General features: G+C 67.9%; 9 protein-coding genes. All 9 read right to left on the reverse strand.

All coding sequences use genetic code 11. From position 1 onward, the window contains the following. Positions 1-313: 313 nt before the first annotated feature. Positions 314-904, reverse strand: coding sequence for a hypothetical protein (locus IF55_RS37325; RefSeq protein WP_245661241.1), 591 nt, complete (start codon positions 902-904; stop codon positions 314-316). After that, positions 898-5,094: an ALF repeat-containing protein gene (locus tag IF55_RS17870; RefSeq protein WP_211270003.1), complete on the reverse strand. Its 4,197-nt coding sequence runs from the start codon at positions 5,092-5,094 to the stop codon at positions 898-900. The genes IF55_RS37325 and IF55_RS17870 overlap by 7 nt, the downstream gene beginning before the upstream one ends. Before the next feature lie 112 nt (positions 5,095-5,206). Then, positions 5,207-6,310 carry a hypothetical protein gene (locus IF55_RS17875; protein WP_030882764.1) on the reverse strand — a complete coding sequence of 368 codons (1,104 nt, stop codon included), beginning with the start codon at positions 6,308-6,310 and terminating at the stop codon, positions 5,207-5,209. Between the two features lie 124 nt (positions 6,311-6,434). Then, positions 6,435-6,992 carry an RICIN domain-containing protein gene (locus IF55_RS17880; RefSeq protein ID WP_030882768.1) on the reverse strand — a complete coding sequence of 186 codons (558 nt, stop codon included), beginning with the start codon at positions 6,990-6,992 and terminating at the stop codon, positions 6,435-6,437. A gap of 117 nt (positions 6,993-7,109) precedes the next feature. After that, a complete protein-coding gene (locus IF55_RS17885; protein ID WP_078644612.1) occupies positions 7,110-7,664 on the reverse strand; it encodes an RICIN domain-containing protein in 555 nt (184 codons plus the stop codon). Between the two features lie 44 nt (positions 7,665-7,708). Next, positions 7,709-9,151: an AbfB domain-containing protein gene (locus tag IF55_RS17890; RefSeq protein ID WP_245661242.1), complete on the reverse strand. Its 1,443-nt coding sequence runs from the start codon at positions 9,149-9,151 to the stop codon at positions 7,709-7,711. A gap of 1,544 nt (positions 9,152-10,695) precedes the next feature. Next, a complete protein-coding gene (locus IF55_RS17895) occupies positions 10,696-11,568 on the reverse strand; it encodes a TauD/TfdA dioxygenase family protein (protein ID WP_030882775.1) in 873 nt (290 codons plus the stop codon). A 117-nt stretch (positions 11,569-11,685) separates the two neighbouring features. After that, the gene (locus tag IF55_RS17900) at positions 11,686-12,381 is read right to left on the reverse strand and encodes a hypothetical protein (protein ID WP_030882778.1); all 696 of its coding nucleotides are present in this window, start codon (positions 12,379-12,381) and stop codon (positions 11,686-11,688) included. Beyond that, the gene (locus tag IF55_RS17905) at positions 12,344-13,462 is read right to left on the reverse strand and encodes a GSCFA domain-containing protein (RefSeq protein WP_048832152.1); all 1,119 of its coding nucleotides are present in this window, start codon (positions 13,460-13,462) and stop codon (positions 12,344-12,346) included. Before IF55_RS17905 ends, IF55_RS17900 begins: the two co-directional genes overlap by 38 nt. Between the last annotated feature and the right edge of the window lie 4 nt (positions 13,463-13,466).

Raw genomic sequence — 13,466 nt, forward strand, 5'->3', positions numbered from 1 at the left:
ATCAGGGCCTCACGAACCATTCGCTCCTGGCTCACCCGGGCCACCATCCAGCACCGCTGGTGGCTGGACGGACAAGATCCCGCTGCCGAACTCCAAACCCCGGTCGACGGGGTGGCCGCCGGTCACGGCATTGATCTCTATTGCCGGATTCTACGAACCGTATCCCCCCGTGGCCGGTGGCCGAGGGACACTCGGCCACCGGCCAACAACGCGGGCCCGACAGTACCTACGGCTTGTCGGACAAGCCAGCCAGGAAAGGCTTGCCGTACAGGATCTGGCAGCGGTACAGGTAGGGTACCCGTACCGCGGAACCTTATGACGGGTTGTGTGGAGTGAGTTCTACCATCCCGCTCCCAATGGCCTCTGTCATGAAAGTCGATGGGGTCTGCAAAATTCTTGATGCGATTTGACTCTGCACGATCAACCTGTCGGGGGCCCCAGGGACTCGCTGTCCGTCATAAAGGACGAGCGAGTTCCAGTCGTCCGGCTCGCAGATGCCGCGTCGATCAATGATCAGGGCGCGAGTGAGCGTTGGAATTTCCGCTGCAGCTGATGTGACAGCCGCTTCTACTTTTTCCACCTCTTCGACAGATAGGTGATCCAACCAGAATGTCTGGATCTCGCAGCCGAGCGGCTCGTAGGAGTAATTGTCGATTAGATGCGTGTCTGATGAGAACCACCAGTTCACATTGACAGACGCGATTCGAAGGGCAAGAAGGCGATCAAGCTCATCCTGCCCCACAGGGACATCATTCCCCTCAACGTCGATCACCATGACCGGTCCAAGGGCCGGGTGGCGAAGTTGAATCCCATGCTTCGCGAGGATTTCAACTTGCTCGGCGAGGACTGATGTAGCAGCAGACTCTCGGTACCATCGAATGAAAGGATCGTACATGGCTAACATGTCGTCGGTAGTGTGAAGATGTGCACGTTCTCGTCTCCGAATGCTTTCTTGGCTTGTTTGACAGCCGACTCTGGCGTGTTGTCGGCTAGATAGTAAATCGCCTTGACGCCGGCCTCATCTGCGGCCCACTTGGATATTTTGAGAAGCTTTCCAAAATTCGATGGGTTCTTTGCCTTGGCGCCGCCGCCCACGAAGATATATTCCCCGTTTGGTCCAAGAACGTCAAGGCCGCTCTTCCCTACGTTTGGCATGTGGATCGGTATATCTTGCCCCTTGGAGTCCTTGGCGACAGTGCCGCCGACCAGCTTCGCAATGAACTCCTCGCGTCTTGGGCCCAAATTCCCGGAATCGTGTCCGCCATTGACGAAGGCCCGCGCGTTTCCAGTCGGCGCATAGAGTGTTCCAGCCCTGCCGGAACTAACATTGTAAACCCTGCGGACACCGGACCAGGAGCGGGTGTCTGCTATTTCGCGCAGCTCGCCATCGAGGGTACGGATACGGTCGCCTGCCGCGAGTCTTCTGGTTTCCGGACGATGCTGCTGGTTGGTCGCCCTTTGATTTTCCCTGGCGATGGCCATGCTGGTGGCGGCGTGCCAGGCTTTGGGGAAATTCCCAGGCGCCGCCAGGCCCTTAGGCTTCGGCTTTTTCGGGCAGAAGGGAGCTCTCTTGTTTGCCTCCTCGAGGACCTCCTCCGTTTCCTTGATCACCTTTTTTGCCTTAGCCGACTCATCTAGGAGCTTATCGATGCCAACCAGACGCCTAACGGCTTTGATGATCTCTGGGAATTTCTCAACGGCCTTGAATGCCTTGCCCCAGGGGAGATTGTTTACTAGCGCCCAGAAGCATGCCTCGACGTTCCCTTCGCTGTAACATTTTTGAATGTCCTTGACGTCGAAGAATTCTTCGAGAAGCTCGCCGCCGATTTCCTTGAGGAGATCCTTGAATTCAAAACTTGCCAGCTTCTGGTATTCTGCGTACATCTCGGGCGTTATGCCGACATCTTCGATGTCCCGCTTGTCCCTTGAAGTCAGTTCGCGGCCGCTAACCTTGCCGGAATTGGCAGCTTCTTCTCGAGCTCTGGCCGCCCGATCATCCCGCTCTTTCTCTGCCTGCTTGGCTGCCTCGTCAGCTTCCTTGGCGTATTCGAGGGCGTTATCGGCTGCCTTCTTCGCTGACTTGGCATGCGACTCCGCGGCTTCGGCGAGCTTGTCGGCGGCGACGGCGTCCTTTTGTGCCTGGGTCGCGGCGCTCTGGGCAACGGTGGCTTCGCGTTCGGCGAGGTCTGCGGCGCTATTGGCGGCGGAGGCGTGCTGGTCGGCCTCAGCGGCGGCGCCGCGGGCGCGGGCTGCTTCGGCTTCGGCTTGGTTGGCGGCGTCGCGGGCGGCTGCTGCGTCCTTGTAGGCCTGGGTGGCGGCTTGGCGGGCGAGCTGGGCGTCGGTCTGGGCCTGGGCGTCGGCCTGGTTGGCGCGGGCTGCGGCGGACCTGGCCTTGGCTCCGTCGGCTGCTGCTTCGGCGGCGGACTTCATGGCTGATGCGGCCGAGCGTGCTGCGTCGGCCGAGGACCGGGCGGCGTCGGCTGCGGCCTGGAAGGCCGGGGCGACCTGGGCGTTGGCCTTCTTCGCGGCGTCCTCGGCGGCTTCGGCGGCCTTGACTGCTTCGGCGGCCTTTGCTTCGGCCGAGTCGACCTGTTCCTGTCCCATCTCCTGGGCGGCCTGGGCTACTTCGGCGGCGAAGTCGGCGTCGACGTCCTTGCCGGAGAAGGGGGCCGTCAGGGCGATGGCGGTGTTGGCGGGGTCGGCGATGCCGGCTGCGGTGCTGCGAGCTGCCGCGGATGCCTGGAGCGCGATGGTGGCCTGCAGCCGGGCCATGGCGGCTTCGCGGACCGCGCCTTCGGCCTCGCCCTTGGTGCGGTTGGCCGCCTGCAGGGCGTTGTTGGCCTCGGCCGCGGCCAGTCCGGCCAGGCGTGCGGCCTCGTGCGCGGCGACGCCGGCGCGGGCTTCCTGGGCGGTGGCTTCGGTGGCGTTGGCGTTGGCCCGCATGGCCGCGGCGTGGGTGGCAGAGGCCTCGGCCTCGGTCTTGTTCGCTGCCGCGTTGGCGTTGGCAGCGGCGGCTTCGGCCTTGTTCGCCGCGGCGTTGGCCCGTGCGGCATGTGCGGTGGCTTCCGCCGCCGCTGCCCGTGCCCGAGCTGCCGCACCCGCTGCCTCGGTGGCCGCGGAGCGCGCCTGGATCGCCGCGCCGCTGGCCCTGTCGGCGGCGTTCTGGGCCTGGCCGGCCGCCGCACCAGCGGTGCTGGCATCGGCCTTTGCTGCGGCCGCCGCAGCCTGGGCCTCGACGGAATAACCAGTGCCCTTGGCTGCGGCCGCCATCGATGCGGTGGCTTGAGCCCGAGCAGTTTCTGCGTCGGACTTGCGCTTGGCTTCACGCGCTCTGTCCCTGGCTTGACGAGCCTCAGCTTCCATACCGCTGGCGTTCGCGTCCGCCTTGGCGGCGATGCCTTCCTTCTCTGCCGCATCCGCCCGGGCCTTGGCTGCGGTGGCTCCTGCGGCCTGGGCCTCTGCTCGTGCCGCCGATGCCGTACGTGCTTCGGCCTCCGCACGCGCCCGTGCCGCGGCGGCGTTGTCGCGCTCGTGCTCGGCCCGTTCCCGTGCCTGGGCAGCCAGATTGCGCTCGCGTTCGGCGATCTTGCGCTGTTCGGCGGCTATCTTCGCCTGCCGTTGGGCTTCGCTTCTGGCCTCTTGGGCCTTCTTCGCGTGGGCCCAGGCTTCCTTCTCGGCCTCCTCGGCCGCGATGCGGGCCTGCTTGGTCTTGGCGGCCGCGCTGGCTGCGGTCTGGGCCTGCTTGTCGGCGGCTTTGGCGAGCTGGGCTGCGGCCTTGGCGTGCTCCTGGGCGTTGGCCCGCCACTTCTCGGCCTGCTGCTCGTGCAGTTCCGCCTGGTTCTTGGAGTTCAGCCCGGCGGCGTCGGCTGCGGTGGCGTCGACGGCGTGCTGGGCGGTCTGGCCGGCCTTGGCGGCCGCGTCCGCTGCCGCCGCCATGCCGGAGGCGACCTCGGCCCACTGGGTGCCGTAGGGCAGTCCGGTGTCGACCAGCACGTCGGTCTGCACCTTGGCCTGCGCGGCTGCGACCTTGGCCCGCTTGGCGGCCTCGACGGCGTATCCGACCTGTCTGGCGACCTCGTCCTTGACCTGGCCATAGTCGGACAGGGCCTTGCCGGCCCGGTCGGCCGAGAGCATGCGGTCGGCCTCACGCGCGGCCGATGCCGCTTGGGCCATGGCGTTGGACGCTTCCTTGAGCGCTTTCACCGCGTCGCCGTTGACGGCGATCAGCTTGGTACGGGCCTCGGCCGCGCGGGCGGCCTGCCGGGCCAGCTCCCGCAGCTTCTCCGCCGCCTCCTGGGCTTCCTTCTCGGCCTTCTCGTGGGCCGCCCGGGCGTCGGCATCCTTCTGCGCCGCGACCTGGTAGCCCTTCTCCAGGAACTCCTCGATCTTGGCGTCGTCGTTGGTGTCCAGCGCGGCCTGGGCGGCCTTCTTCACCTCCGGGCCGCCGGAGGCGGCCAGCATCTCCACGCGCTTGCGGTTCTTCTCCGCGCGCTCCTTGGCGTTCTGCTCGGTCTTCTCGTCCCGCTGCCGGGCGATCTCGGCGCCGAACGCCAGGAAGTCGGCGCGATCCTTGGCCGAGCCCTTCAGGGCGTCTTCGACCGCCTGGTTGAAGTGCGGGCCGCCGGTACCGCGCATCGCCTCGATCTGCTGGCGGTTCTTGACGTCGGTGGCGTTGTTCTTGTCCTTGGCCCGCTGGCGGGCCTCGGCCTCGCCGTGTTCGAGGAACTCCCGGATCGCATTGGGATCATCGCTCTCCAGGGCCTTCTTGGCGGCCTCGCGGACTTCCTCTTCCTCGTCGAACTCCGCGTAGTCCTCGACCAGTTGCCTATCGCGTTCCGCGCTGATCTTTGCCAGTTCGGACTGCGGCGCGGCTGTCGGCGCAGTCGGCTTCGGCAGGGTGGCGGCCAGACGGTCCAGTGTGGCCAGCGCCTGCGTGGCCGACGCCGCCTCGGTGCGCGTAGTGGCAGCAGCAGCGGCTTCGCCGGTCGCGCCGCCGAGAACCGCTAGGACGACGGCCGTGGACAGGGCCGCTCTCATCACTCTGGCTACGTCGTTGCGTAACAGTCCGGCCTTGGGCCGGAATCTACCCGTCATGGGAAGGCTCCTCATTGAAATTGGACAGAAAAGTCGCCCTGCCCTGTATTGGGGCGGGGTGGTCTGATTCGGTCGGCCCGCCGATCGGGGCCAACCGCGTGTGCGGGGCCGATCAGCCTTTGACGCGGTTCTCGCTGTCGCGGGCCCGGTCGAAGATGTCCTTCCAGGACTTCGCCGTTTCGGCTGCCTCCGCCTGCTCCTTGGCCCAGGTTTCCTGGTTGGCCTCGGCCGGCTCGGTGATGTTCTTCCAGAGCTTGTCGGCGGTCTCCTGGGATGCCTTGGCGATGTTCTTCCAGTGCTCCGCCTGAGCCGTGGCGGCGGCCTGCTCGGCCAGCCATGCCTTCTGCGCGGCGTCGGCGTGTTCGGCCACGGACTGCCAGGCCCGTTCGGCATCGGCCCTGGCCTTCGCGGCGTCGGCCGCGCCCCTGATGGCCTCTTCGGCTGCTGCGGCTTCCTTGATCAGGCGGGACAGCGTGTGGTGCCGCGCCGTCTCCGCGTCGGCCATCCGCATCCGGTAGGCCTCCAGGTCCAAGGCCGCGCCGTTCGCCCAGCCGTAACCGAAGAACTCCTCGATGTCCGCGTCAGTGCTGCCGACCCGCAAAGCCCACTGTGCCGCCACCTGCACCTGCTCACCCGGGTCCTGCTCGGCGCGGGCGCGCACAAAGTCCCGTTCGCTTGCGGTGACTTCCCGCTGGTGCTCCGCATCGGCTTCCCTGGTCTCCCGGTCACGCTGCTGGGCTTGGGCGTATCCGGTCTTGACGAACGCGGCCTGGTCGGCAGCAGTGCCCTTCAGCGCACGCTCAGCCGCTATATGCACCTCGGGGGAGAACGCCATGGTGTGCGTCCGCGCCACCCGTTCGCAGAACGCCTTGTTCCGGGAACGGGCCTCCCGCGTTCTCTGTTTGGCGTAGTCATAGCCGCCACCGGGCGTCAGCCATTCCGCGATCGCCTCGTCCCCACGAGAATTGCGCAGCACGTTCCACGCTGACACACGTATCTCGGCAGGCAGATACGACTTCGCCAGCGAGGTGACGTACGCACGCGCCTCCGCGGCCGCATCAGCCACCGTGAGGGGGGCCTGCTCCGATCGCTGGTGGACTGTGACGCTGATTGGCACGCGGGCTTCGGCGAATGCCGACACCGTTCCCGCGAGACTGCCGCCGCCGGCCAGCAGGCTGACCGCCAGTGCCTGTGTGACCCACCTCTGACGACTCACTCCAGAACCTTTCACTGATATGCGTTTCATAGCGGTGCTCTCATCGGCAAAGGGCCGTTGCTGCATTTGTGGCCTGTCCTCCACCACATTCATCTGCCGCGGTTTCGCGGCAGGGCGCGAGAGGTCACTTGACCACCTGGATGCGCCACAGCTGGGCATCGGTCTGGTTGCAGTACCACTGCTGTGCTGGCACGCCGTCGCCCGTCTGGGCACCAGCTATGTCCAGGCAGCGGTTTTCGGTGTGTGTAGGGCGCAGCTGGAAGAGGCCTTTGGGCTGGTCGACAAGGACGAGCTGCCAGCGCTGCTGCTTGCCTGCGACGCACGTCCACTGCTGGACTCTGGCGCCGGCCTTGGTGCTGCTGTTCTCCACCTCAAGGCACTTGCCGCTGGGCACGGAGACCACCTCGAAGGAGGAGCCGACGACGGCGACCGTTTGCCACTGCTGGGCGGGGTCGGTGCCGTCGCAGGTTCTCTGCTGTGCCGGCATGCCGTTTCCGGTTCCGCCGTGTTCGATTTCCAGGCACTTGCCGCTGTGCGCGGCCTGCAGCTGCACGACCGGTTCCCCGATGGGGACGGCGGAGAGATAGCTGGCTCCTTCCGCGTGTGCGGTGGTCGCGCCGCCCGCCAGTGCGGCGACGCAGGAGACCGTGGCAAGCGCGGCTCGGGCGATCCGGGACATCATGGGATCCGTTTCTCTTTGAGGGGTAAGCGGTGCCCCATACGGTTGGGCACCGCGGTGTATCCGGCGCTGCCGAGCCCGCCGGAGTGCGAGGAGCAGCTCGGCGGGGCTTCGGGGAGGTCAGGGCTTGGCCGGCAGAATCCGCCACCGCTGGGCGGGAGAACCGTTGCAGTACCACGACTGCGCGTTCGCGCCGTCCTCCAGGCTCGCGTTGCTGATATCCAGGCAACGGTCCAGGGCGTGCGTGGGGCGCAGCTCGTACAGCCCGTCGGCGATCTCGACCATGATCACCTTCCAGCGCTGCTGCGGACCGTCGGTGCACCACCACTGCTGGACGTTCGAGCCGGCCTTCGTGCCGCCGTTCTCCACTTCGAGGCACTTGCCGCTGTGCTCGGCCCGCACCTCGAACGCCGCTGAATCGGTGGGGACGAGCTCGAAGAGCTGATTGGCGAGGCCGTCGACACACGTGGACTGCACCGCGTTCGCGCCGTTGCCGAGGCTGCCCTGCGCGAGGGTGAGGCACTTGCCGCTGTGCGCCGCCTGCAATTGCACGAAAGAGGATGTGGCCGTGGCAGCACGGGGTTTGGCTTCACCGGCGTGTGCGGGGATCGCACCGCCGGCCAGTGCGGCGACGCAGGAGGCTGTGGCCAGCGCGGCTCGGATGATCCGAGGCATCGGGTGTTCCGTTCTTCTTGAGGGGTGGGCTCGGCGGGGGCGGGTCAGCCCGCAAGCGGGGAGGAGATCTTCCAGGTGGCGTCCTGGGCGAAGTCCTTGCCGGTGTCGTAGCGGTGCTTGCCGCTCTTGTCTCCCGCGTAGAGGTCGCCCTGGAACTGGCGCAGCCAGCGGCCCGGCTGGCTCGCCGACTCGAAGGACGTGCCGGAACCGGCCAGGCCCTTGCGGGCGCACCAAGTGGCGTCCTTGGCGAAGGCCGCACTGCGGTCGTTCGCGGAGATCCGCACCCGGAGGTCCTTCTGCATCAGGTAGTAGCCGGGCTTGCGGACCGACTCGAAGGAGTAGCAGCCGGGCTGCATGGCGAGCGAGGGCACGATGACCCAGGTGGCGTCCTCGCGGTCGGCCTGCTGACCCTCGGCGTCGACGGGAGCGAGGAAGGCCGCTCCCCCGTCCACGCTGGACTGGCGGATGTACCAGCCGGCCTGCTTGCCACTGCTGGGCTGGAAGGACTGCCGCTTCGCCCGCTCCTGGCTGTCCTCCCGAAGGAAGCGGGCAACGTCCTCGTCGCTGCCGGCCAGCGCCTTCTGCGCCGCGGCGACCAGACCGGGGTACATCCCGGTCTTCTCGGCCCCGGCCTGGATCTCCAGAGCGCGCCGGCGGTTAGCGTCGGCGACCTTCTTGCGACGGGCCTCGTCGTCACGCTTGTATGCCTGTTCGGCCCCGGCGTGGAGGAACTCCTTCCAATCCGCCGGGGCGGAACTGTTCAGCGCCGCCTGGGCCGCCGCGTACAGGTCGGTGTCCCGGGCGTCGGCCGGAACGCTGCGGATCAGCTCGCGGATGAAGTTGTCGTCGCCGAGGTTCAGCATGGCCTCGCTGGGGGTGATGGCGAACAGCGCGGCGACGTTCGTGCGGGCGGCCAGTTCCTTTCGCCGCTGGGCCTCCTCGCGGTTCTTCTCCTCCAATTCCTTGAGTTCATTGGCCACGTCGCGGTCATGCGCCTCGCGGGCCCCGTTGGCGATGAACTTCCGCCAGTCGGCCGGACTTCCTGCCAATGCGCGCGCGGCCGCGGCCTTGACCTCGGCACCTGCGTCCTGGTGCTTCATGACCCTGCGGATGAAATTGTCATCGCTGAGAGCCAGCAGATCCGGAGTGACCGGAATGCCGACGGCGATCAGTGCCTGGGCCTTGGCCTGTCGGGCCGCCCGCTCGGCGTCGGCCCGGTCTTGCTCCCGCTGCTTGTCGACCTCGTACGCTTCATGGATGCCGGTGGCGACGAACCGCGCGTAGTCGTCGGCAGACGTACTGGCCATGGCCTCTTCGGCGGCTATGCGTACTGTCTCCAGACGCTCTCCGGCCTCCCGGGCCTTCTCCCACAGCGCGAAGACGAAGTCCCGGTCACTGAGCAGCAGCACGTCCGGGCTCGGGTCCAGATGAACCACCGACGCCGCGGCGACCCGCTGTTCGTCACTGGTGCCGATATCAGCGGGCATGACAGCCGCACCTGACGGCGCGGCGGCAGCGACGGCAGGTACGGCCATGCCTGCGACCACGGTCAGCGCGGTGGCGGTCACGACCCCACGCGTGAAGACGCTCCGCATACGCCCGGAGGCTGAGTGAGTGTTGCGCATTCTGATTTCAGCAATCCCTTCTATCAATTCAAAAAATGGGTAAACCCAGTGCGGGTGACCCTTGTGTGAGCTGAGGATTAGTCGATGTATTGCGGCAGCGGTTGTTCATGGCCCTCGAAGCACCCGCGTCGCCGCGAAATCGATGGTTATGAGCACGGGAGTCAGCCGGAGCGGCGCGCTTCTCCTCGCCGGTAGCGCAGGCGTCGCCGCCGGTCGCCCAGCTGCGGAATTTGCACTGTTGTCCCGTGGTCGACAGGGAAGCGCTGACTTCCTGGAATGCGACCCGTGCTGGCGGACACTGGGTCCTGCTGCTCACCGTCAACAGCAATAGAGGTCGTGCGGCATACCCTGTGAACGCCAGACGTCCGTGTCAGCGGAGCAGCTGGAGTTGAAGAGGTTCGATGCACGCACGTTGTACGAGTCCGTCCTCACGTGCGGCCCGTCGGTAATGGCCGGAGAGGCGAGCGCAGGCAGGGCAGGGGCGAGCTGGTCCTGGCGGGACTACCGTTCGCGGTGTCCGGTGCAAGTCTGTCGGACGTGTCTCGCTGCCTGGTGTCGCCGGGCTGTTCGGGCGGGCTCGATATCAGAGCCGATCGGCCGAGGCCGGCGGCGACCGGCGTGAAGCCCTTTGAGGGCCGGGTGTCGTCGTTGGCCGCCGTGAACGAGGGGCTGACCGCGGTCCCGACAACGATCTCGAAGCGCAGGTTGCTCGCGATGGCGATCGGGCCCGCCCCCCCTGCTGCTTGGCGGCCTTTAGCGTGTACGTCTCCGAAAGCAGGGCTTCCAAGGCGGCCTTGAGCTTCTTCCGCGCAGCCTCCTCCTTGGCGGCAACCGCGTCCCCGTGCGGCTTATCCGCTTCGGCGGTGACCTTCTCCGGCTCGGCGTAGCCCTCCGGCCCACTCCGCTCCTGTGTCGCGGCCCGGGCATCGGCTAATGGCGGGTCTGCGGAGAGCGGCACGGCGGGGCCGACTGCGGTGGCAGCAGCCGCCGCCGCAGGCGCGCGACGATGCTTCACTTGATCCCTTTTCTCGGACGGAAAGCAGGCGAAGGCCGTCACGCTGAACATGGTCACGCAGCAGCCATAGCGCGGATCATATGGCCCAGATAAAGACTGAAGAAAGCGAAATCTCCGCCCAGTCATTCCTTGGTCAACGGCGAGCGACCGGACCAAATGGGGCGTACACGGATAGTTGCCCTCGTCCCCTGCGAACCCTCCGTGATCTATTTCACTCACTCCCAGGGAGAAGGTGCGATACCTGATCGGCCGTCACCCTCCCTGTCGGCACGCGGCGTTGCGCGCCGACGGGGCGGGTGACGGCCCGTAGATCTGGCCAGAGGCCGACGCCTCGATCCGTGCATCGGCCGTCCTGTCGTCGAGCACGGCTCTCGCGAGGTCGGACGCTGAGTCAGGCCCGGGGGCGCTGCCCCTTGATGGCGATGCGCTGGCCGTACCGCGAGTGCGGGTAGTAGTCCCACGTCGCGTGGTGCTGCACGCAGCGGTTGTCCCAGAACACCAGGGTGTTCGGGGCCCAGCGGACCCGGCAGGACAGCATGGGCGTGCCGGCGATATGGGCGTAGAGCATGTCCAGCACGGCGCGGCTCTCGGCGCGCGTGAGCTGCGGTATGTGGGAGGTGTAGGCGCCGTTGACGAACAGCAGCTTGCGGCCGGTCTCGGGGTGGCGCGCCACCACGGGGTGCTCGTTCTTCGGCACGACGTAGTCGGCCGGCGGGGTCTCGCCCTGCCAGGGCAGCAGCCCGTCGTGGACCGCCGTCAGCCCGTCGAGGAACGTCTTCATGGCCGGTGACAGCAGGTCGTACGCCAGGTGCATGTTGGCGAACAGCGTGTCCCCGCCGCTGCCGATCTCCGGGGTGCGGGTGATGTAGAGCATCGAGCCGAGCGACGGTTCGGCGTCGGCGGTGCCGTCGGCGTGCCAGCCGTTGCCCGCCACCGCGCGCGACTCCTTCGTGGTGCTCAGTTCGAGGATGTACGGGTCCGAGCCCTCGACCGGCGCGGCCACCAGGTGCAGTTCGCCGAAGTACCCGGCGACCCGCTTGTGGTCCTCGCCCGTGATGGTCTGGTCGCGGAAGACCAGCACGTGGTGGGCGCGGAAGGCCCGCTTCAGCTCGTCGACCTGATCATCCGTCAGCTCCTTGGAGAGGTCCAGGCCGGAGATCTCCGCGCCGGTCAGCGGGGTGAGCGGGTCGACGCCGATGGAGTCGTAGACCTCCGGCGGCCTGGTGGTGATGCGCTCGACGGCATCCAGTGCGTACTGCTCCATTCCATCCTCCTGGGTAGCGGGGCTGTGGCGATCGGGGCTTCGGGGATCGGTGGTCTGTGATCAGGGGGCGGGCTGCGTAGGGCGGTTGCGGGGGGTACGGGCTACGGCCGCCGGGGCTCACAGGCCCCGGTCCAGCAGCTCCGTCAGGATCAGCCGGCCGAACGCCAGATTGCCGTGGATCACGTCGTTGCTCTCGCACAGTTCGGGGCGCTGGAAACCGTCCTCGCCGGTCACCCGCGACCGCAGATCCACGATCTCCACGCCCCGTTCGGCCAGCGCGCCGCGCACGCACTCCTGCGCCGCCTTGAAGACCACGGGGTCGGAGAAGCTCGGCACCCGCTGCGGCCCCGTCACCGCCAGCACCCGCAGGCCCAGGCCGCGCGCGTGCGCGTAGAAGGCCAGCGCGTCGCGGACCGTCGCGCGGACGATGGCGTCGAACAGCGGGCCGGCGAGGAAACCGGGCGGGAAACCGCCGTCGCGGGTGCGGTAGATGTGCCAGTTCTGGGTGGTCGCGATGAAGTGGGCGCTGAAGCCGAACGTCGCCACCAACGGCACCGTCAGCCCGTCGAGACCGGGCGCGTCCAGCTCGGTCAGGAAGCCGCGGTAGTACGCGTCCGCCTGCGGCTTGCGGAAGACGACGTCGCCCCCGCGCACGTCGAAGAAGTCGGCGTTGAAATCCCGCCCGGCGCCGATCGGGCCGCCGCTGAACGCGATCCCGGCCTCCTTCGCGGCCCGGCCGATCGGCCCGGCGTGCGAGTCGCCCAGCAGCAGGAACCTAGCGGGGGTTGTAGTAGTCGAGTACGGCGTCGTCACACCAGAAGTCCTCTCCGGTGGCAGGTGCGGCGGGCTCGGCGGACCGCGGCGGTCCGGGGTCGGCGCGGTTTGGGGCGGGTGCTTCGGCGGGGCATTGGGCGAGGCCGTCGAAGAAGTGGCGCATGACGAAGGCGACGCCCTCCGGCGACACGGTGCGCAGGTTCGGCTCGTAGCGCGTCGCCTTGAAGGGGAAGCCCGTGACCAGCTCGTACGCCGGGAAGTAGTCGACGTGCCCGCGCTCCAGGGCCAGTTGCCCGGCCACCGCCCGCAGCACGGACTTGGAGTACGTGGTGGCCGTGAGCGCGTGGCCGCCGGTGGCCGTCGCGGTCAGCGGCACCGGCGACACGGTGAGCAGCACCCGCAGCCGCGGATTGGCGGCGCGGGCCAGCTCGACGGCCGCGGACAGGTCGTCGTACACCTCGGCGAAGGTGAAGTTGTGGAACGCGTACCGCTCGGCGTCGTACGAGCCGCGCACCGTGCCGGGGCAGACCGGGTGCACGACGCCCGTCGCCCGGTCCCGCCACGCCTCGGTCAGCCCGAGGGTGAAGACGAGGACGCCCGCCCCGGCCACGGCCCCCCGGACGGCTTCGAGCGTCGACCGGCGCGCGGCCAGCGCCTCCTCGGCCGTGGCGTGGCCCGCGGGCTCGACGGCCGGGCGGAACGGATCGTAGAAGCGGCCGTCCTCGCTCCACACCTCGTCCGGCGGCGCGGACTCGCCGTGCGCCCAGGACAGCCACTGCCGCAGCATGGCGGCGGTGTAGATGTTCCCGGTGCGGAAGGAGAACACGCCGTAGTGCCGCGCCGTCCGCTCGGCCTCCGTCAGCCCCGGCGGGGCCGGTTCGGCGTCGCGCCAGTTCATGCCGCGTTCGCGCAGCGCGCGGCCGATGTGGCGGGCGAAGCACGAACCGGCGGTGAGGACGGGCTCGTCCTGCCCGATGCCGAACTTGGGCGACCACAGACCGCCGATGTCCGCCATGTCCGGCTCGGCCACGGCGGAGCGCCAGAACGAGCGCGGCGGCAGCGATTGATAGGGGTTGCCCGTCGCGGTGCCCGGGCTCGGCCCGGTGCCGGTGGTGTCCAAGTCC

The organism is Streptomyces varsoviensis (assembly GCF_000718635.1).
GTDB classification, from domain to species: domain Bacteria; phylum Actinomycetota; class Actinomycetes; order Streptomycetales; family Streptomycetaceae; genus Streptomyces; species Streptomyces varsoviensis.